15 protein-coding genes are annotated in these 21775 nt (G+C 32.7%); 9 read left to right on the top strand and 6 right to left on the bottom strand.

Features of this window, described 5'->3' with window-relative positions; all coding sequences use genetic code 11:
• Nucleotides 1-104: 104 nt before the first annotated feature.
• From EM932_RS12695 to EM932_RS12680, 4 genes are all read left to right on the top strand, one after another.
• A complete protein-coding gene (locus tag EM932_RS12695; protein WP_246041058.1) occupies nucleotides 105-1190 on the top strand; it encodes an N-acetylmuramoyl-L-alanine amidase family protein in 1086 nt (361 codons plus the stop codon).
• 69 nt (nucleotides 1191-1259) lie between these two features.
• Nucleotides 1260-1679: a hypothetical protein gene (locus EM932_RS12690; protein ID WP_135877571.1), complete on the top strand. Its 420-nt coding sequence runs from the start codon at nucleotides 1260-1262 to the stop codon at nucleotides 1677-1679.
• 200 nt (nucleotides 1680-1879) lie between these two features.
• Nucleotides 1880-2038 carry a TetR/AcrR family transcriptional regulator gene (locus EM932_RS21245; protein ID WP_317129372.1) on the top strand — a complete coding sequence of 53 codons (159 nt, stop codon included), beginning with the start codon at nucleotides 1880-1882 and terminating at the stop codon, nucleotides 2036-2038.
• A gap of 490 nt (nucleotides 2039-2528) precedes the next feature.
• On the top strand, nucleotides 2529-5480 hold the full coding sequence (locus EM932_RS12680; protein WP_170179797.1) for a T9SS type A sorting domain-containing protein: 2952 nt from the start codon (nucleotides 2529-2531) through the stop codon (nucleotides 5478-5480).
• Nucleotides 5481-5516: 36 nt separating this feature from the next.
• Here the strand turns inward: EM932_RS12680 and EM932_RS12675 are convergent, their stop codons facing one another.
• The gene (locus tag EM932_RS12675) at nucleotides 5517-6869 is read right to left on the bottom strand and encodes a UDP-N-acetylmuramate--L-alanine ligase (protein ID WP_135877569.1); all 1353 of its coding nucleotides are present in this window, start codon (nucleotides 6867-6869) and stop codon (nucleotides 5517-5519) included.
• 184 nt (nucleotides 6870-7053) lie between these two features.
• Nucleotides 7054-8007, bottom strand: a complete 954-nt coding sequence (locus EM932_RS12670; RefSeq protein ID WP_135877568.1) for a tetratricopeptide repeat protein — start codon at nucleotides 8005-8007, stop codon at nucleotides 7054-7056.
• 141 nt (nucleotides 8008-8148) lie between these two features.
• Here EM932_RS12670 and EM932_RS12665 point away from each other — a divergent pair, with 141 nt between their 5' ends.
• The 4 genes from EM932_RS12665 (at nucleotide 8149) to EM932_RS12650 (ending at nucleotide 16750) form a co-directional block, all read left to right on the top strand.
• Nucleotides 8149-14277: an alpha-2-macroglobulin family protein gene (locus EM932_RS12665; protein ID WP_135877567.1), complete on the top strand. Its 6129-nt coding sequence runs from the start codon at nucleotides 8149-8151 to the stop codon at nucleotides 14275-14277.
• Between the two features lie 78 nt (nucleotides 14278-14355).
• The gene (locus tag EM932_RS12660; RefSeq protein ID WP_135877566.1) at nucleotides 14356-14727 is read left to right on the top strand and encodes a DoxX family membrane protein; all 372 of its coding nucleotides are present in this window, start codon (nucleotides 14356-14358) and stop codon (nucleotides 14725-14727) included.
• Between the two features lie 79 nt (nucleotides 14728-14806).
• On the top strand, nucleotides 14807-15313 hold the full coding sequence (locus tag EM932_RS12655; RefSeq protein ID WP_135877565.1) for a hypothetical protein: 507 nt from the start codon (nucleotides 14807-14809) through the stop codon (nucleotides 15311-15313).
• 3 nt (nucleotides 15314-15316) lie between these two features.
• Nucleotides 15317-16750 (top strand): M64 family metallopeptidase, encoded by a 1434-nt coding sequence (locus EM932_RS12650; protein ID WP_135877564.1) that lies wholly within the window; start codon nucleotides 15317-15319, stop codon nucleotides 16748-16750.
• A 2-nt stretch (nucleotides 16751-16752) separates the two neighbouring features.
• Here the strand turns inward: EM932_RS12650 and EM932_RS12645 are convergent, their stop codons facing one another.
• Nucleotides 16753-17274, bottom strand: coding sequence for a DUF4136 domain-containing protein (locus EM932_RS12645; protein ID WP_135877563.1), 522 nt, complete (start codon nucleotides 17272-17274; stop codon nucleotides 16753-16755).
• A gap of 126 nt (nucleotides 17275-17400) precedes the next feature.
• Between EM932_RS12645 and EM932_RS12640 the strand changes: the two genes are divergently transcribed.
• Entirely contained in the window at nucleotides 17401-18501 is a 1101-nt protein-coding gene (locus EM932_RS12640) for an alpha/beta hydrolase family protein (RefSeq protein WP_135877562.1), read from the top strand.
• A 269-nt stretch (nucleotides 18502-18770) separates the two neighbouring features.
• Here EM932_RS12640 and EM932_RS12635 read toward each other — a convergent pair whose 3' ends face one another.
• From EM932_RS12635 to EM932_RS12625, 3 genes are all read right to left on the bottom strand, one after another.
• Complete coding sequence (locus EM932_RS12635) at nucleotides 18771-19481, bottom strand: ion transporter (protein WP_135877561.1); 711 nt, start codon at nucleotides 19479-19481, stop codon at nucleotides 18771-18773.
• A 65-nt stretch (nucleotides 19482-19546) separates the two neighbouring features.
• Nucleotides 19547-20545, bottom strand: a complete 999-nt coding sequence (gene obgE / locus EM932_RS12630) for a GTPase ObgE (RefSeq protein WP_135877560.1) — start codon at nucleotides 20543-20545, stop codon at nucleotides 19547-19549.
• 56 nt (nucleotides 20546-20601) lie between these two features.
• Nucleotides 20602-21711 carry an adenylate kinase gene (locus tag EM932_RS12625; RefSeq protein WP_135877559.1) on the bottom strand — a complete coding sequence of 370 codons (1110 nt, stop codon included), beginning with the start codon at nucleotides 21709-21711 and terminating at the stop codon, nucleotides 20602-20604.
• Between the last annotated feature and the right edge of the window lie 64 nt (nucleotides 21712-21775).

The following is a 21775-nucleotide window of genomic DNA, read 5'->3' as shown; positions in this document are numbered from 1 at the left end:
AAGACGATTTTCGACAAATAAAAATAAAAAAACAACGTTGTTTAACAGAGTGATCTGACATATTTTATATGTTTTGAGGTTGTGATTCAAAAAATTAACCGACATTGAAAATATTAAAAAAATTATTATTCCTCTTTTTATATCTAACTACACCTAGTATTGCTATTGCTCAAGCATCTCAAATAAAAGTGATGGCTGGTGCTGGTGATGGTATTTATTCTATCCTTCGGAATAATGGCTTTGAGCCAACAAAGCATTATAAAGCTTTTATTGAGTTAAATAAAGACAGCTTAACGGCAGACAATGGTTTGGTAAAGGGTAGAACATATAGACTCCCAACTATACAAAAAAAGGATAGCATTGTTACTATTGAAACACCAATTATAATAGATAATACAGAACCAAAAATTAGTGATAAACCTCTCGATAGTAAGTCAACAGTAAAGCATATTAATAATCCCCTCTTTGGTAAAGACTATGCTCATGTTCCTTTAGAAAATGATATGTTAAATGGTACCATTTATTATTTAATTTCTGGACATGGTGGTCCCGATCCTGGAGCTATAGAGACTTACAATGGTAAACTAATTTCTGAAGATGAATATGCTTATGATGTTACATTACGATTAGCTAGAAGGCTTATTTCTTATGGTGCAAAGGTTTATATAATTATTAAAGATAAAAATGATGGAATTAGAGATAAAAAAATACTTGAAGTAGATTATGACGAAGTTAATTTTCCAAATAAACCTATTTCAAAAAGTCAAAAATTACGATTACGACAACGTACTAAAACTGTAAATAGCTTATACTTGAAACATAAAGGCGCCTACCAAAGACTCATTGTAACTCATGTTGATAGCAGAAGTAAAGGTAAAAATATAGACGTATTTTTCTATCATCACTATAACAGTAAAAACGGAAAACGGTTAGCTAAAAATATTCATAAATCGTTCAAAGAGAAATATGCTAAATACCAACCTAATAGGATATATTCGGGCTCGGTAAAATCTAGAGGGTTGTACCTAGTAAAAAAGACCTTACCTGCCATGGTATATATTGAACTAGGCAATATAAAAAGTAAAAAAGATCAAAAGCGAATTCTCAGTTATCAAAATAGAAAAGCGTTAGCAAAATGGATCTTTAACGGACTCTTAGTCGACTTTAATGAAAGCAAAAGGCTACATTGATTAAATTTAATTAAGAAAGTGTTTATGCAATTTTGAATAAAGGGTTTTAATTTATACATTTCAGTATTAATGTACCCTGAGATCACAGATATTCAAAACTTTATTGCTGCCCGAGGGATCACAATTTGGTTGGGCAAAGGAATTTCTATTGACAAAAAATTAATCCCAATCGTTTTAAAAATAGATAATGGGATATATAATATTCATGTTGCGGATGAGTATGATGATCTTGACTATTATAATCCTATACTAAATTTCATCATTGTTTTTAGAGCCATAGTTGCCATTAATGAATCTTCAGATTTTTTAGAATGGTGTAAGCAAGAGGATCTGGATCCAAACAACTATAAACTTTTAGATTATTATAAAGATATTTGCAATGTTATCAGTGGCATTAATCTCAGTTTCCCAGATCATGAGATTGATTATTTTGTTTCAGATTTAGACTTTCAATTAAATACTGGGGCTATGCAGTTTTTGAGACGATGAATTTAAATATATTTCATGATTTTACGGTTAGAAAAACAGTTCTACAAACAATAATCAAAAGCTTGTAGAAAAGTAGACAATTTTGTCCCTTTACCAAACTAATTGGTATCCTTCATAAAAAAGGCAGAAGCAACCCGATTGAACATGCTACAAAAAACATTTGAATTAATCTCTACGTTAAAGGCTATTAAACCAATAGTATTGATAACATTATTGCCACAACACAAATAACTAAAGGTGCATTTTATTACCATTTCAAATCTAAGGACGATATGGGACTAGTTATTATCAATGAAATTCTGAAACCAATGTTTGCCAATAGCTTTGTAAAACCCTTACAGAATGAAAAAACCCATTAGACGCTATTTACAATCTGGTACATAATCTTCTTATGAAAAATGAGTTTTTAAAAGTTGAATATGGTTGCCCAACCGCTAATTTCACTCAAGAAATGACAACTTGGAATGCTAAATTCTGAGGGGCTTATCTCAGATTTTAATCAGCAAAGGTAGCATCATCAATCACTTGTAATATTGAGAGTGTTTTACATAGGGTTTTTAGTTAAACTTTTCAATAATTGGAATTGGAATTTGTTCTTTAAGATTTTTTGTTCTTTTTATTGCTTTTAGCATAAACTTTCTTACTACTACTAATCTAATATACCAATATAAATTAAAAACAGTTCTTATAAATAACGTTTTAATATACTTATATATAGTTTTTTAACAAGTTCGGTATTAAACGTTTTGTTGCAATGATAAATACATAAGTTCTACTATGCATTTATATATGTAAGTAACTTTGTAGATGATGATTTTTTTAAAATTACAAGGTCTAAAACATAGAACAATGAAAGTTCAAAAACAACTTAAGTCTTTAAAAACCTATTCACTATTGCTTTTGGCCATTATTAGTAGCAATGCACAAACGCTAGATACAGATTATTTTAATGCTTTAAAATCTAGCAAGCAAAATTCTAGTCCAGATTTTGAATGGAGACAATTTGGCCCTGGAAACTCAGGGTATTGTGAAGAATTTTGGATTCACCCAACCGATCCTAATTGTTATTATATGTCTCCAGATTTATCCAACTCTTATGGTACTTTTGATAACGGAAAAACATGGCAAACCATAAAAGAAATTGATGGGAATGGTCGAGGTATGCGTCGCGTTCAAAATATCACATTGTCTCATCAAGATCCAAATTTAGGTTTTGCGACCAATGTAAGAGGTTTTTTATTTAGAACTGAAAATAAAGGTCGTAGTTGGACTAAAGTTTTAGAACTCATAGAAGGAAGGCACTCTGAAATGGTTGTCGATCCTAGCAATGATAATAACTGGTATATAGGTGCAGGGGATTTTTGGAATGTTAAAGGGTATCACCGAACTCAGGCAATGCCCCAAGGTAATATTGCCCCTTATATTGCTTATGGTCATATTTACAGGACGACAAATAAGGGTGTTAACTGGACGCCGGTAGTTGTAGATCCTGCTCATACAAACGACTTATCGGTTGGCGTAATTGTCGTTGATCCTACTAACTCTAATAATATTATAGCAGCAACTAACTTTGGTTTATATAACAGTACAAATAAAGGTATTAGTTGGACGAAGAACCCAGGTACTGGATTACCTCACAACCTACCAAGAGATATGGATGTTCATGTAGATAAAACAAATCCTGGCAATCCTATAACCACGCTATACTTAGTCGAACAAACACATTATACTCCTAATGGAAATACAGTAAATTCTACTGGTGGCGTTTACAAAAGTACCGACTTTGGAACTACCTGGACTAGCATAACGGGCAATCTTGGTGTACGTATTGCTTCAGACGCTAACAACGGTAACAATACAAACGGTGTAGATAGTTTTACTACTGGTGACAAATATTATAGAACAATAGCTTATTGGTTTGGCATAGATAAACAAAATGCAAAAGCCACTTACAGCCAGTTTCCAAATACAAATGTATTACCCGTCTATAACCGCTTAGTAGTCAATCCAACTAATAAAAATGAGATTTATATATCCTTTAACGCTAAGCATGATTTTACATTTGGTCCAGGTGATGTATGGAAAACAGAAGACGGAGGGCTAAATTGGTTCCCTTGTGTACGCACCGGTAAATACTGGAGTAGAGGAACAGACACTGGTTATTGGACCGCTAGAAATAGCCCTAGTACAGTTAACACAACTTTCGCGCATATTCATGAAGAATCCCAAAATAGTGAAGAATACTCTGGTAATCGCTTTTTAGAAATTAACCAAAGAGGAGAGGTTTTTATTAGTGTTGGTCAACAAACATTAAAAACTTCAGACAATGGAGCTACTTGGACACAGGTTGACGACGACGAAACATTTCCAGGAAGTAAAAAATGGATAGGTCGTGGAGACAGTAATTTACCTGGTCGTTTTTTATTGCTAGAAACTGGTGTACCAAATCGTAAACTTTTATGTAGTGGTGAACATGGGCTTTGGCAAACTACAGATGCCTCAGGTTTTCCTGATGCAGACGATTTAACAGTAGCTGTAGAACAAATAGAAGGACAAGTTCACCCGAATGGTGCAACGTCTATCTCCTCTGTTGCTGTTCACCCTAACGATCCCAATATCATTTTTACTTTACAATTCCGTCAAGATCACCGAGGGTACTTACGTAAATCAACCAATGGAGGTACTACATGGAACAATGTGGTTTTTGCATTCTCTGGAGATTATTCAGGAACAAATGAATCCTTAGATCATATTTTCCAATATAATCTACTTATTCGTCCAGATTTACCAGATAGAATGTATTTCTGCGTCATGGAAAATCCTGTAGCAGAAGTTAATGCTTCTTTTAGAATAATTACCCGTCAAGAAGATTTGGGGGTTAAAAGAAGTTTTGATGGCGGACAAACGTGGGTGACTTCAAATACTGGAATGCCTTCTGAAGCAAGTGTTCGTAGAATAGCATTCCACCCAAAAAAACCCTGGCAAATGTATGCTGCACTAAATGTGACTTCTACTGGAAAACCTGGCGGTTTATACTTTTCTGACAATAGCGGACAATTTTGGAGTAAAGTAACTATTCCTTCGGAAATTAAATCTGTTAACCATGTGTTTTTAGATAAAACTACCGAAGCTATTTTTATATCATGTGGACAATTTTCGAGCACAGATGCTAACGAAGGCGGAGTTTGGAAAAGTATTGATGCAGGGGCAACATGGATAAAGATTTTTGATATGCCCTATGTGTGGCAAACAGAAACATCACCAATAAACCCTAATTTAATTACTGTTAATGTTCCTTTACAAAATAATAAAGGTGCCAACGTAACTATTTTTAATCCTGGTGCATACGTGTCTTTTGATGGTGGCAGTTCATGGCTTAAAATTAGTAATAACCTAGGACAACCAGATCTAATTACAGATTTAAAACCAGACCCAGAAGATATAAATGTATTCTGGCTTGCATTAAAAGGAAGTGCTTGGGCAAAAGGTATTTATTCTGGCCCCAACCCTTTAAGCTTATCAAAAAACACAACCAATGCTAGAGAATTAATTAAAATGTTTCCTAACCCTACAAATAGTAAATTCATCTCCTTGAAAAGTGATTTATTATCAGGAGCTAATTTTAAAAACATTAGTATTTTCAATATGCAAGGACAATTAAAAGGGAATCATGATATTTCAAAATTACAAACAAATAATTCTAACCTTAGGATTCCAATTAGGAATTTACCAAATGGCATTTATTTAATAAAAATTAATATAAACAACACCGAATACATAAAGCGTTTTATTAAGAATTAACTTGTAAACACTTATGGTTTATGGCGGGTTTGGAGGCTAGAATTGTTTTTTTATAGCATCAAAATCAAGCCCCCCATAATTACCTGAACTCATTAATAAAAGAGCCTTATTATCAAAATCCTGCGAGAATAAAAAGTCTTTAAAATCAGCTGGATTCGTGTAAATAATTAAATCATCACGTTGAAAAGCATTAGCAATTTGTTCATGCGTCACCTCTTCGAGTTTTTTAATTTCAACCGCATGTGGAGAATAAAATACAACTGCAACATCGGCAGCATTAAGTGACCCCTTATATTCCTTTAAAAACTCTGCATTTAAACTACTATACGTATGCAATTCTAAACAAGCTACTAAAGTTCTATTTTTGTATTGTTCTTTAACCGCATTGGTAGTCGCCTCAACCTTACTTGGGGAGTGTGCGAAATCTTTATAAGCCACACTAGTTTTACCTTCCGCTATTTTCTCTAAACGTTTACTAGCCCCTTTAAAGGTAGAAATAGCTTCGTAAAAGTCATCCTCATCAATACCCATGTGCTGACAAATCCATTTCGCACCTGCAAGGTTATTTAAATTATGCTTTCCAAACACTTCTATAGGCAAATTGCCTTCCAGAGTTTCTAATAAGGTTTCTCCGTTCTCAACAGTATATTCTGGTGTTTGATATGGTAATTTACGAATAGTATTTGTTGAGGCTTCAACAACGCGTTTTACCTCAAGGTCTTCCTCATTATAGCTAATACTACCACCACTAACAATAGAGTCTACAAAAATACTAAACTGCTCCACATAGTTACCATACGTTGGAAATACATTAATATGATCCCAGGCAATACCACTTAATAACGCGATATTAGGTTTATATAAGTGAAATTTAGGACGTCTATCAATAGGAGAACTTAAATACTCATCACCTTCTAATACGATAAAATCGTTTTCTTCGGTGAGTTTTACCATCACATCAAAACCTTCTAACTGTGCACCAACCATATAATCAACGTCTCTATCATGATAATGCATAACATGTAAAATCATAGATGTTATGGTTGTTTTTCCATGACTTCCACCAATAACCACACGAGTTTTGTGTTTAGACTGCTCGTACAAAAACTCAGGATAACTATAAATTTTCAACCCTAATTCCTGAGCTTTTAACAATTCTGGATTATCTGCTTTGGCATGCATTCCTAAAACAATAGCATCTAAATCTGAAGTGATTTTTTCCGGATACCACCCAAAAGTTTCAGGTAATAATCCTTTAGCATTTAATCGTGATTTCGAAGGCTCGAAAATAGTGTCGTCACTTCCTGTTACCTGATAGCCTTTATTGTGTAGTGCTAAGGCTAAATTGTGCATAGCTGCACCACCAATAGCTATAAAATGTACGTTCATACAACAAATATCAAACTCCAGATTTCAAATTCCAAATTAAACTTAATAAAAGTTAGCGGGCTGTTTGGTTATTGGTAAAACTAAAATTTGAAAAACTCCTGACTTCCAACTTCTAACTTCCAACAAAAATTAAAATCCCCAAAAACAATACTTAATACTTTTTACTCTGTACTTAATACTCAAACTACAAATTAAGAATCCTCTCCTTTTGTTCTTTAAACGATTTAACCTTAGGAAGTTCGACAATAGCTAACTCGATGTATTTTAGAGCCTCTTGTTTATTTTTTTTATGCATGTGAATTTGTGCCAAACGGTAATTCGCCCAGGCTTTAGGAACCCCATCTTCAGCAGAATAATTATCTAAATACGCCTTTAAACAACGCTCTCCTTTTTGTAACTCTACATTGTACTCTGCAGCCACTTTGCCAATTTGGTAATGCATGGCATTCCGTTGATGTTTTTTATGAGCCGTTTCTATGTTTTCGATAGCTTTTTCTGGTTCCTCTTCATTTTCGTATAAAGTGGTCAATTTATTATAACAAGTTACAGATCCGCCTTCTTTTATTGCCATTTTATAATACTTTTCAGCTAATTCTGGCTCGTCATCATACTCATAAACGTACCCTTTTGCCAAATAACCATCTACTTTAGACAGCGCTTCTAATTCTCCAGCATAGAGTAATGACTTACTTTTACTACCACCTATAATGCCTGGTAATTGCATATATAGTTCTACTAAGGCCCAACGAGTAGCAATATGATTTTTATCCAACTCGGCCGCTTTCAAAAACGCTTCTTTTACATCTCCTATAATCCCCAAGGCTTTTAATTTACTAATAGACAAAGCTTTCATTCCCAATGCCCCACCATATTTATAATGATAGTTGGCTTCATTCTCTTTATTTTTTACTAACTTTTCGTATTGTAAAATAGCAGCATCCCATTTTTTTTGATGCCCATAAGCATCTCCCAGTAATTCAATGGCTTGCAAGTTATTAGGGTGTGTTTTCAAATAATCACTGACCTTTTGCTGTGCTTTTTTAAATTGCTTTTTTTGAAAAAGAGCTTCTATGCCATCAAGGTTTGACTGACTAAAAGTCATTATAGGAAGTAAAAAAACGAGCAAAAAATTTCTCATAATGTATATAGTCGATAATGTAAAAATAAACTTTCTGGTTCACTCATAAAAAACTAATTTCACTCAACCAAACTGTATGTTCACGCATTTCCTATTTTTTGGTATAGCTTTTGAAAGTATTTTAGATACAAACTTAAAAAAATGAAAAACACTTTATCTTTATTAATGATTATACTTATCGCCTCATTTTCTAATGCTCAAAACAATAAATATGAAGGCTTATGGGCTAAAGTCGAGCAATTTGAAACAGAAGGTTTGCCAAAATCTGCTTTAAAAGTTGTTGAAGACATTACTAAACTGGCAAAAAAAGATAAAAATGCTCCTCAACTAATAAAAAGCATGCTTTTTAAAGGCAAATTCGCTTTGGTTTTAGAAGAAGATGCCCAACTTAAAATCATTAACAATTTTAAAGATACCATTGAAAAAAGTGCCTTTCCAACAAAAAATGTTTTAGAAAGCATCCTGGCTAACATGTATTGGCAATATTATAATCAAAATAGATGGAAATTCTATAACAGAACAAAAACTACTGAAAAAGTAGACCCTTCGACAAGCTCAGGGCAAGTTGAAGATTTTAGAACCTGGGACTTACAAACGATATTCAACGAGATTCATCTACATTATCAAAATTCGCTACAAAGTGGATTAATGTTACAATTAGAGCCTTTGAGCGATTATGATGACATTCTAAATTTACAAAAAGATTCTAAAATTTACAGACCTACATTATTCGACTTTTTAAATCATAATGCGCTACTATTTTATAAAACCGATGAAACTCATATTACCAAACCTGCTTACAAATTTGAAATCGACAATCCTGTTTTTTTAGAAGATGCCAAAACGTTTTCAAAATTAAAAATAGATTCAAAAGACACGACATCATTACAACTAAATGCCTTAAAAATCTATCAGGATTTGATTCGTTTTCATTTAAAAGATGAAACCCCATTTGCTTTAGCAGACGTAAATATTAATCGTTTAAAATTTGTAAAACAACATGCTACATTTAACGACAAAGAATCTATTCTGTTAAACACCTTAAAAACTGAAAAAGACCATTTAAAAACTCATGAAGTTTCTACTTTATACGACTATGAAATAGCGACTATTTACAATCAACATGGTGCAAATTATCAACCTAAAACAAATGAAGATAATCGCTGGAAAATTAAAGATGCTATTACAATCTGTAATAATGCCATTTCAAAATTCCCTAAAAGTGATGGTGCTAAAAAATGTACTGTTTTAAAACAACAAATTGAGCAACCCTCTTTACAGATTACTACAGAAAATTTTCTTTCTATACAGCAAAATGCACGTTTATTAATACGATATAAAAACTTAAGCCAACTTCAGTTTAAAATATTTAAGCTAAATAGAAGTCAATTAGAAAAATTCAATCAAACATATAGGCAAGACAAACAACTAGCCTTTATTAAAAAGTTAGATACTTATAAAAACTGGGATAACACGCTACAAAATGAAGGTGATTACCAAATACACACGACCGAAATTTTAGTTTCAGGGTTAAACAATGGTGCTTATTTAATTTTTGCATCGTCTAAAAACGACGGAAAAGCCATTGCTTTTAACACAGTACAAGTCACTAACTTGGCTTTAATTGAAACTGAAAGTAATACTCATAAAACCTTTCAAATTATTGACAGAAATAATGGGAAACCAATTAGTAATGCTAAAGTAGAAATAAGCTATAGCAAAAATAATGATAAAAGCTATCAAACAGAAAACCTCACTACAAATACATATGGAGAGGTGAAAATTGAAAAAAACAAAGCACGTAATGCATATATAAAAGTTAAGGTTAAACATACTAATGATCTCGCATATTTTGGCGAATATTATGTTTACAGATATTACAAAGAACGGCAAGAAGACGTTAAGCGCAGCTCTTTTATATTTACAGATAGAAGCATTTATAGACCAGGTCAAACGGTTTATTTTAAAGCCATAGCTATTAAAACAGAAGAAGGGAAATCTGAAGTTTTAGCAAACGAAAAAGTTTACACCATTTTATATAATGCGAATGGTGAAGAAGTAAAAATATTAAAGTCTAAAACAAATGAATTTGGTTCTGTTTCAGGTGAATTTATGCTGCCTAATAATGGCTTAAATGGAGAATATTATATAGAATTTGATGCAGAGCAAGGGTATGACATGGAGAGTTCTGCTTACTTCTCGGTTGAAGAATATAAGCGTCCAAAATTTGAAACAACATTTAATCCCATAACCGAAACTTATAAAATCAACGACTCAGTAACCATAAAAGGGAATGCTATAGCTTATGCTGGAAGCAATATTACCAATGCTAAAGTGGTGTATCGGGTACATAGAAAGGTGGAATACCCACGTTGGTGTTATTTTTATCGTCCGTGGTTTAATAGTGAACCTCAAGAAATCACTCATGGTGAAAGTATGACTAACAATAAAGGAGAATTTGAAATTACTTTTAAAGCCATTCCAGATCAAGGTGTTGACAAAACAAACCTTCCTGTTTTTAAATATGAAGTCACTGCAGATGTTACCGATTTAAATGGCGAAACCAGAAGTGAAACTACGATAGTTAATGTTGGATACCATGCATTAATGGCAAATATGTCTATGGCTAATCTTATAGATAAAACTAAAAAAAATAATGCGATTGAAATAGATACCAGAAACTTGAATGGTGAATTTGTAGCAGCAAAAGGAACAATAAAAATGTATAAATTGAATGCTCCTAACAAAGTCTTAAGACCAAGACCTTGGGAAGCTCCAGATTATCAAGAATTTCCAGAAGATGTTTTTAATAAATTGTTTCCATATGATGCTTACTCTAATGAACATAATCCTAATAATTGGAAAAAAGGAAAACTTGTTTTTATATCATCATTCAACACAGAACACACAAAAAAGCTTAATCTTGGTAAAATTAAAAAATGGGAATCAGGTAAATACATTATCATTTTAGAAAGTAAAGACAAGTTTGGTCAATTGGTTAAAGATGAAATTAAAACGACTCTATATAGCGATTCTGATAAAACCTTAGCAGACAACCAATTATTTCACATCACGACAAATAAATCAAGCTATAAAGCAGGTGAAAAAGCTTTAATTACACTAGGTTCTGCTGCAAGCAACTTAAATGTTTCGGTGCAAGTTGAAAAAAATCGTAAGATTGTAAAAACGGACATCATTCAACTAAATAAGAACAAAAAAACAATTTCCATCCCCATAAACAGTGAAGATACTGGTGGCTTTGTAGTCAAATATAGCTTTGCAGCTTTCAATAGTTTTCAATCGGGCAGTTTAAATATATTTGTTCCCTATCCTAAAACTCAGTTAGACATTGAAACAACAACCTTTAGAGATAAGCTCAAACCTGGAACCGATGAAACTTGGAGTTTTAAGATAAAAGGGCCTAAAGGCGATAAAGTTAGCACAGAGTTATTAGCAAGTATGTATGATGCCTCATTAGACCAGTTTAAATCACATGGCTGGTATTTCAATCCTATTAATAAACCTACTTATTATTCGCATTTGTCTACCAATAGCCACAAGAGCTTTGGCACAGGTTATTTTAGAGTTTATAATGATTATAACATCAGTAGTTATCCAACTCAGTATTACGACCAATTGAATTGGTTTGGGTATCACTTTGGATATTTCAACTCAGCAAGTTTCAGAAGCAAAAAAATGCTTAATAGCCGTGTAGCTGGTGCTCCTGTGGCCTCAGAAGAAATGATGTTAGAAGAATCTATTGTTGTGTCTAACAAGTTAGAAGATAGTTTAGATTTAGATGATAAGGCTAAACTAAATTCTGGTGAAGAATTGGAATCAGATAGGGAAACCATCGAAAAAAAATCTGAAAAGCCAAACTTCGATAACGTTAAAATCCGTAAAAATCTTCAGGAAACCGCCTTTTTCTTTCCACAGTTAAAAACAGATGCAGAAGGCAATGTTAGTTTTAGTTTCACGACTCCAGAAGCTTTAACTCGATGGAACTTGCAGTTATTAGCACATACAAAAACGTTAGAGCATGCTACCAGAACGTTAACTACAGTTACTCAAAAAGAGTTAATGGTAACACCAAATACGCCACGTTTTTTACGAGAAGGGGACCAAATTACCATTAGTACTAAAATTGCTAACCTTACTGAAAAACAATTATCTGGACATGCCATTTTATTGTTAACCGATGCTGTTTCTGGAGAAGACATTTCCAGTAAACTTATCCGTAAACAAGCTAGCACTCACCCTTCGGCGGAGTCAGAGAGGGCTTTTACTATTGATGCCAAAAGCAATACACAAGTATCATGGAATTTATCAATTCCAGATGATATTCAAGCGGTTCAATACAAAGTAATTGCCAAATCGGAAACTTTTAGTGATGGCGAACAAAACGCCTTACCAGTGCTATCTAATAGAATGTTAGTTACCGAAACACTTCCTATGTGGATTCGCAGTAACCAAACAAAAACTTTTACGCTAGACAAACTAAAAAATTACACCTCAAAAACACTTAAAAACCATAAATTAACTCTGGAAATGACTTCCAACCCTGCGTGGTATGCCGTGCAAGCACTCCCCTATTTAATGGAATACCCGTATGAATGTAATGAACAAACGTTTAGCCGTTATTATGCGAATGCTTTGGCGAGTCACATAGTGAATTCTAACCCAAGAATTCAGGACGTTTTTAATCAGTGGAAGTCTCAAAAAGTACTGATTTCTAACTTAGAAAAGAATGAAGAATTAAAATCTATTCTTATTCAGGAAACCCCTTGGTTACGAGATGCACAAAGCGAAATAGAACAGAAAAAACGCATTGCGCTACTTTTCGATTTAAACAAAATGAACAATGAATTGCAATCCGCTATCAGAAAATTAGAAGATAATCAAATGGACTCAGGAGCCTGGGCATGGTTTGATGGTGGACGTGCAAACAGATATATTACGCAACATATTATTACTGGATTTGGACATTTAAATAAGTTATCTGTCTCGTCGAGCGCAGTCGAGACGTCTCAAATGACCTCAAAAGCCATTAAATATCTCGATAGCCAATTCATTAAAGAATACAAAGACATTAGAAAATATAATGCTAAAGTAGACTTAAACAAAGATCATTTAAGCTACACGCAGTTACATTATTTATACATGCGAAGCTTCTTTCCAGATATTGCGAAGTCAAAAGAAGTGGATAAAATTACAGCGTATTACCATACACAAATTCAAAAATATTGGTTAAGCAGATCTTTATACGCTAAAGGATTAATGGCTTTAGTATCTCACAGAGCTAATGATTCTAAAACAACCAATAAGATTTTAAAATCGTTAAAAGAAACAAGCATTACTTCAGAAGAATTAGGCATGTATTGGAAAGCAAATACCAACTCTTGGTTCTGGTATCAAGCACCAGTTGAAACACAAGCGCTTTTAATTGAAACGTTTTCTGAGGCTGGCCACAGCATTCAGAGTAATACAAAAAATCTTGAGACTATAGATAACTTAAAAATCTGGTTACTTAAAAACAAACAAACAAATAGATGGAAAACCACCAAAGCAACTACAGATGCGGTATATGCCTTGTTACTTCAAGGAAGTGATTGGTTATCGGTGACAGACATGGTTGATGTTGTTTTAGGTGGACAAAAAATAACACCTTCAACATTAGAGAATGTAAAAGTAGAAGCTGGTACTGGTTATTATAAAACGTCTTGGAGTGCTTCTGAAATAAAGCCAGAAATGGCCAAGGTAAAACTTACTAAAAAAGGAAACGGAATAGCTTGGGGAAGCTTATACTGGCAATATTTTGAAGATTTAGATAAAATCACTTCGGCAGAAACGCCTCTAAAATTAAAGAAAAAACTATTCTTAAAGCAATATGATGATACAGGTGAAGTCATTTCTGAAATTACAGAAAAAACCCATTTAAAAGTTGGTAATCTGGTAAGAGTTCGTATAGAGTTACGCAGCGATCGAAATATGGAATTTGTTCATATGAAAGATATGAGAGCTTCAGGATTAGAACCTATAAATGTGTTATCACAATATAAATGGCAAGATGGTCTGGGGTATTACGAAAGCACAAAAGATGCTTCTACTAATTTCTTTTTTGATTATTTACCAAAAGGTATTTATGTTTTTGAATATGATTTAAGAGTGAATAATGCAGGTGATATGAGCAATGGAATAACAACCATACAGAGTATGTATGCACCTGAATTTAGTAGCCATAGCGAAGGTAAACGTTTGTTAGTTAATTAATACAGTTTCGACAAAATCGACAGCAAATTAAAATTAATTTGCTATCTTTCAATCTAATAACTAATAAATACATGTATTATGAATTCAAAAGTTTTTATGGTCGTGAGGTTACTTCTCGGGCTTTTTGTTTTGTTTTTTGGACTTAATAAGTTCTTTCATTTTATAGGCCATGGAGAAATGTCTGCTGAGGCTGGAGCTTATTTCGGTGCATTAGTTTCTGTTAAATTAATAACACTAGTAGCCATTGTGGAAATTGTTGCAGGGCTGGCATTAATCTTTAACAAGTTTGGAGCATTGTTGGCATTAATTTTAATGAGTGTTTCTGTAAACGCGGCATTGTTTCATGCCATGTTAGCACCAGAAAGCATTGCAGGCGCTTTAATCTTACTAGTTTTAAACATTATTGTCCTGTATGGCTATAAAGACAAGTATAAAGACTTACTGAGTTAATATTAATCATACAAGAGAGGCTTAGGCCTCTTTTTTTATTTTCTTAACTTTACCAAAATTTTGTTATTCGTTTAAACCTTTGGAAAAGCAAAAGTTAAATATCCCCAAAATCACAATAGCATTTTTCTTTTTTATGATGCTATTAGGATGTGCTTCTAAACAAAGCCTATCTACAAACACTAATAAAATTGAAAAAACACCTAAGATCATTTTTCTCAACTATACGATTAAAAAAACTTCGAACGGAAATAGAACTGTTAGCCTTATAAATAAAATAATAACAGAAGGGAAACTAAAAGACCATAATAAAAATTCTAAAAAAGAGCCTGTTTCTGGTGATTTAATGTGTTATCAACTTGATAAAAAGTCTAATATCTTGCAAAGTATTATTGTAAAAAATCCATTAAAAAAAACAGTGGAGTCTCTTAATGACTCTAAAAGTTTTCAAACAAGCCATATAGAACTAAAGCATACTTCTTTTTCTCTTAGATTGAAGTTAGAGCCACAAACAAAGTATATTTCTATAAATGAAATCACCCAAGTTAAAAAAGAAATAAAACCCCTAATTAAAACCAAAATCAACTAATTAATGAAGCCCCATTTACTACTATATATAGTATTACTCATCAATGTTGGTTTAATACCTGCTCAAATTTTTGATGTAGAAACTATTGAATTTTCTGGAGATGATAGCAAAAGAATTAACCTAGTTATTTTAAGTGAAGGTTACCAAACCAGCGAATTATCTCAATTTATTACAGATGCTACTAATTTTACTAATAGCATGTTTAATCAATCTCCACTTAAAGAGTATGCAAACTATTTTAATGTCTACGCTATAAAAGTTCCTTCTGTTGAAAGTGGTGCAGATCATCCAGGAACAAGTATCGAACCATTAGAATCATCAATTAGTCCTACTGTCCCAATAAGAACAGTAGATACTTATTTTAATGCAACTTACGATGCTTTTGGTAAACATAGGCTGCTTTATTATGAAATAGATGGAAACAGTGCAAACAATACCGAAGCAATAATTAATACCGTTTTGGCTAACAATTTTCCAACCTATGATCAAGCTTTAATTTTGGTTAATTCCTCTGAATATGGCGGTAGTGGTGGAAAATTCCCTATGACTTATTCAGGTTTTTGGGGTGCGAATGTAGCTGTTCACGAATTGGGACATTCTTTATTTAATTTAAAAGATGAATATTACCCAGGAGATGATCTTGCTGGTGAAGCTATTAACATGACTCAAGAAACAGATCAAAACTTGATCAAATGGAAAAATTGGCTAAACACTAACGGTATAGGAATATATCAATATACCTGCGATACTGGTAATTGTGCTGACTGGTATAAGCCACATCAAAATTGTATCATGGAATTAATTGATAAGCCCTTTTGCTCAGTTTGTAAAGAAGGCATTATAGAAAAAATTCATAGTTTAGTGTCTCCTATAGACTCATACACACCAATTTCAAATACGGTTTCAACCTCCAGCTTCCCTATCAATTTTAACCTAAACCTAATTAAACCCATCCCTAATACGTTAGAAAGTTCATGGTCATTAAATGCTGCTAATTTTGCTTCAAATGTTGATGATATAAGTATTTTAGAAACCGATTTAAATGTAGGCATAAATACTTTAACAGTTGTTATTACAGATAACACAACACTTTTAAAGGTTACTAATCATGAAACCATTCATCTATATACCGTGACTTGGACTATCAATCATTCTTCTTTAGGAGTTAATGATATTGAAAGTGATATCAATAATTTAAGCATTACTATGTTTCCAAACCCTGCCAATACCATAGCAAACCTTAAGATTGAAAGTGAGAAAGATGCACAGTTAAAAGTTGACATCACCAGTTTAGATGGTAAAAAAGTAAAAACAGTATCCTTATCAAACTATGCAACACAACAAGTTGATATTAGTAACCTAAGCGAGGGTATTTATATGGCCAACTTCTATGCAAATAATGTGTTGGTCGCTAGTAAGAAGTTAATAAAACAATGAATTTATTGTTTAGGTGGATATTCCAACAGTATTTTTTCAACAATAGCATTTAATCGTTCTTCACGCTCTCTGGGTATCGCATTGGGATTATAATTTGATTCGCTCACCGCCTGCCAAAACAATTGCTTTTTATTTTCATCTACAAAGTCAATAGTTATTTGACGATTAATATTGGACTGTCCAACAGGTATACCAATTGAAATACCGCCTCCAACATTACCGCCACCGCCTCCCAAGCCGACGCCTACATTACTGCGTTGTGCTTCGCGGTATTCACTACTTTTAATATCGATAAAAAAATCTGGGCTATCTGATAAATTAAATCCTTTTGCTTTCATTTTAATATCTATAGCATTTAGTAAGCGTTTTGTATCTAACTCACTTAAACCCGTATTCATATCGCTATAATAATTATAGGTTTTATAATTATCGAATTGAGTTGCCTTATCATAATCATAATTAACACGAATAGATGCACACCCTACAACTAATAGAGCAAGTAAAATAATTTTCAAAGTTTTCATAGTCATAATTTTTTATTAGAAGCGGTTTAGACTTCTTAAAGTTAATCAAAAATTATTCCACAGATTAAGTTAAAAGTTTTGAACTTGAATCTAGTATCGCGACATTTGATTTATAAAATTGTCATCATGATATTCTATTCTAAAAGTATTTTTTTAATATGTACCCTTTTTAGTATCAATCTTTTTTCTCAAAGTAACCGCCCACAAGAACCTAAAGAACCATATAATTATGTTTCAGAAGATGTCTATTTCACCAATCTTCAAGCAGACAGTATAAAACTAGCAGGTACACTTACGCTTCCTAAAGACATAAAAAAACCTGTTGTCGCTATTTTAATAAGTGGATCTGGAGCTCAAGACAGAAATGAAGAATTGGTAAATCACAAACCTTTTCTGGTCTTGTCTGATTATCTAACAAACAATGGAATTGCTGTTTTACGATATGATGATAGAGGAACTGCTGAATCTGAAGGAAGTTTTAAAAACGCAACAACTTTCGATTTTGCCACCGATGTTGAAGCTGCCATTACTTATTTAAAAACAAGAAACGATATTGACACGTCTAAAATAGGTTTGATAGGACATAGTGAAGGCGGTCTTATTGCTCCCATAGTAGCTTCAAAAAATAATGATGTTGCCTTTGCTGTATTACTAGCAGGAACTGGTGTAAACGGAGCAAAAGTTTTAGAAACTCAATCTAGGCGAGCGGCAGAATTAGCAGGTGCTAATAGCGTTGTTCTTGATGAAAATGAAAAATTATCAAAGATTATTTATGATATCATAAGAACAAACTCTGATGTAGAAATTATTAAAACCAAAATTACAGAAGAACTTAATGATTTTAAAACTAAAAACCCTACTTCGATACTCGCTCCAGCTATTACCCCTGCATTAATCAAACAACAATTCAACGTTTTAAAATCTAAATGGCTGCTTACTTTTATTAGAATAGATCCAAAAGATTACTTAGAAAAAACGACATGTCCTGTATTAGCTTTAAATGGGAGTAAAGATTTTCAGGTATTACCAAAAATCAATTTAGAGGGTATTAAAAATGGGCTAGAAATTGCTGGAAACAAAGATGTAACCATTAAAGAATTAGAAGGTTTAAACCATTTGTTTCAAACTGCCGAAACAGGAAGCATCCAAGAATATAGTCAAATTGAAGAAACCTTCTCCCCTATAGCTTTACAAATTATAAAAGATTGGATTTTAGAACGATTTTAGTTATACCCATTGGATTTTAAGGTGATGTATAACTAAATTGAATTTAGTACATAACAAAAAGTTTAATGTTGTTTTTACAATATAAATGTCTACAAAATCAAGACCTGTCAGGTTTTAAAAACCTGACAGGTCTTGATGTACTAGATTAATTGAGTTTAAAAACCTAAAGGATGCGTCTCTGTTTTTAAATAAAAAGTAAGCGAAAAAGACCTATGCTCAACTTGATCTGGTAAACGATTTATATGCGACAACTTAGTATTTAATTGGAATTAATTGTCAACTTTCTTATCAACAGATTTAGTTAAAGCAGAAGATATGATCCCCGTTGGAATAGCTACAATTCCTAAACCTATCATTAATATGAAAAATGTAAACACTTTTCCACCTACCGTTATTGGATACACATCTCCATACCCTACGGTAGTTAAAGTAATAATAGCCCACCATAAGCTATCGAAAATTGAAGAAAAATGTTCTGGCTGTGCTTCATTTTCAAAATAGTAGATACCAACTGCAGAAAAATAAATTAGAATAAGTGTAATAAGTATAAACAGAAATATTTCTTCTTTAGCAGATTTTATAGCACTCGTAAAATGATTCATCGCTTTATTATAACGCACCAATTTCAAAATCCTGAACAATCGTAAAAAACGTAATGCTCTTAAAGAACGTAGATCAACTCCAAATGATAAATAAAATGGTAAAATGGCTAATAAATCTATAATACCAAAAAAGCTGAATATAAACTTTGGTCTGCTATCTGCAACATAAATTCTTAAAAAATATTCTAAAGAAAACACAATAACACTAAACCATTCAATAGATTGAAGTATTACTTTTGTTTGAGGTTTTAAATTTGGAATGGTTTCAATTGAAAACGTAACAACAGATAATAAAATTAAGCCCTGAATAAATAGGGCAAAATATCTACTTTTCTTATTATCATTAATTTCTACAATACTTTTAATATACTGTTTCATAAGGAAACTATAATTGTATTGTAAAAAAACAAAAAAAAATTAATTTAATTAAGATTTAAACCACTTTATGCATTCAACATTTTCCACAAAACATCCTTTAACTCGGTAATTCCTTGTTGCGCTACAGATGAAATAAATAAGTAAGGAATAGGAAGTTCATTATCCAACTCTTTTTTAAGTTCTGCTTTCAATTCATCATCAAGCAGATCACTTTTTGATATGGCTATGATACGCTCTTTATCAAGCATTTCCGGATTGTAACGTCGAAGTTCATCCAATAAGACATCATATTGTTTTCTAATGTCATCTGCATCAGCAGGAATTAAAAATAATAGGATGGAATTACGTTCTATATGTCGTAAAAAATAATGCCCTAACCCTTTTCCTTCAGCAGCTCCTTCAATAATACCAGGAATATCTGCCATAACGAAGGTTTGAAAATCGCGATATTCTACGATTCCCAAATTAGGTTTAAGTGTTGTAAACTCATAATCTGCAATTTTTGGTTTAGCAGATGTTACAACTGATAATAACGTAGATTTTCCCGCATTAGGAAATCCAACTAAACCAACATCTGCAAGAACTTTTAATTCTAACGTAACATACTTCTCTTCTAATGGAAGTCCAGGTTGCGCGTATCTTGGTGTTTGATTGGTCGACGACTTAAAGTGCCAGTTTCCTAGTCCGCCTTTCCCGCCTTCTACAATAATTCTTTCTTCACCTTCTTCAGTGATTTCTAAAAGAATGGCATCAGTTTCAGTATCTCTAACAACTGTTCCTAACGGAACATCCAAATATACATCTTCACCATCAGCCCCAGAACTCCTGCTCTTGCTACCATTTCCACCATGACCTGCACGAATATGCTTTTTAAATTTTAAATGAAGAAGTGTCCAAAGATTAGAATTTCCTCGAAGAATAACATGGCCTCCACGACCTCCGTCACCACCATCTGGTCCACCTTTCGTAATATACTTCTCTCGGTGTAAATGTACAGATCCTTTGCCCCCGTTACCAGAAGCGACATACATTTTTACATAATCAACAAAATTTCCTTCGGTCATTTTTGAGTTTAAAGTTTATAAAGTTTAAAGTTTAAAGTTTAAACTCTGTTGAAGAATTATAATTTATCAATTACAGTACTTAAACGCACCGTAATATCTTCAATACTTCCTACACCGTCAACACCAAAATATTTGTTTTGCGCTGAATAGAAATCCTTTAAAACAGCTGTTTTATTGTAATACTCAGCGATTCTATTTCTAATAATAGGCTCGTCTGCATCATCTGTTCTTCCGCTGGTTTTACCACGTGATAATAAACGTTCAACTAAAATTTCATCATCAACTTCTAAAGCAATCATCGCATTTATTTGAGAATCTTTGCTATCCATTAGCTTATCTAAAGCATCCGCTTGTGCGTTAGTACGTGGAAATCCATCAAAAATAAACCCATTAGCATCAGTATTTTTTTCAACCTCAGCATTTAACATGTCAATAGTTACTTGATCTGGAACCAATTCACCTTTATCCATATAAGATTTAGCTAACATTCCTAAAGCCGTCTCGTTTTTAATATTGTATCTAAAAACGTCACCTGTAGAAATGTGTACTAAATCATACTTCTCTTTTAAAAAATCTGCTTGTGTTCCTTTTCCAGCACCTGGAGGGCCAAATAGCACTAAGTTTGTCATGTGTTGTGTCTCTTTTATTTGATATATTTCTGGTAAATTTCTTCCTAATCCATCATAATCTAAGCCGTAGCCAACTATAAATTTATTAGGAATCTCAATGCCAACGTAATGTAGTTTAAAATCTTTTTTATAGGCCTCAGGCTTGTAAAAAAGCGTCGCTATTTTTAGCGATTTCACTTTTTCATTTTTAAAAATTCTATGAACTTCTGCTAAAGTATTTCCTGTGTCAATAATATCTTCTAGAATAATAACTGTACGTCCTGTTAAATCTTGAGTTAACCCGATAAGTCTTTGAATATCTTCGGTAGATTTAACACCTTCATAAGATGCTAATTTTATAAACGTGACTTCGCATGGCTTTGGATATTTCTTTATAAAATCGCTTACCACCATAAAAGAACCATTTAAAATCCCAACAAATACGGGTATTTCATCTCCCACATCTTCAGCAATTTCTATTGCTAAACGCTGTAAAACATCATCAATCTCTTTGGCTGAAATAAATGGTTTAAAATATTTGTCGTGTAGCTTTATCACGGTTATCATTTTTTGAAGCAGCAAAGATAATCATTAGATTACAAATAACGATTTTTTGATTTAT

Origin of the sequence: Flavivirga rizhaonensis (assembly GCF_004791695.1) — a bacterium.
Lineage (GTDB): Bacteria > Bacteroidota > Bacteroidia > Flavobacteriales > Flavobacteriaceae > Flavivirga > Flavivirga rizhaonensis.
This window is presented reverse-complemented; position numbering and strand designations above follow the sequence as displayed.

What these genes read in the sequence shown, in the direction of transcription:
- EM932_RS12680 (WP_170179797.1), top strand. Translation starts at nt 2,529, where the DNA reads ATGAAAGTTCAAAAACAACTTAAGTCTTTAAAAACCTATTCACTATTG.
- EM932_RS12650 (WP_135877564.1), top strand. Translation starts at nt 15,317, where the DNA reads ATGAAGCCCCATTTACTACTATATATAGTATTACTCATCAATGTTGGT.
- EM932_RS12645 (WP_135877563.1), bottom strand. Translation starts at nt 17,274, where the DNA reads ATGAAAACTTTGAAAATTATTTTACTTGCTCTATTAGTTGTAGGGTGT.
- EM932_RS12670 (WP_135877568.1), bottom strand. Translation starts at nt 8,007, where the DNA reads ATGAGAAATTTTTTGCTCGTTTTTTTACTTCCTATAATGACTTTTAGT.
- EM932_RS12635 (WP_135877561.1), bottom strand. Translation starts at nt 19,481, where the DNA reads ATGAAACAGTATATTAAAAGTATTGTAGAAATTAATGATAATAAGAAA.
- EM932_RS12660 (WP_135877566.1), top strand. Translation starts at nt 14,356, where the DNA reads ATGAATTCAAAAGTTTTTATGGTCGTGAGGTTACTTCTCGGGCTTTTT.
- EM932_RS12675 (WP_135877569.1), bottom strand. Translation starts at nt 6,869, where the DNA reads ATGAACGTACATTTTATAGCTATTGGTGGTGCAGCTATGCACAATTTA.
- EM932_RS12640 (WP_135877562.1), top strand. Translation starts at nt 17,401, where the DNA reads ATGATATTCTATTCTAAAAGTATTTTTTTAATATGTACCCTTTTTAGT.
- EM932_RS12665 (WP_135877567.1), top strand. Translation starts at nt 8,149, where the DNA reads ATGAAAAACACTTTATCTTTATTAATGATTATACTTATCGCCTCATTT.
- EM932_RS12690 (WP_135877571.1), top strand. Translation starts at nt 1,260, where the DNA reads ATGTACCCTGAGATCACAGATATTCAAAACTTTATTGCTGCCCGAGGG.
- obgE (WP_135877560.1), bottom strand. Translation starts at nt 20,545, where the DNA reads ATGACCGAAGGAAATTTTGTTGATTATGTAAAAATGTATGTCGCTTCT.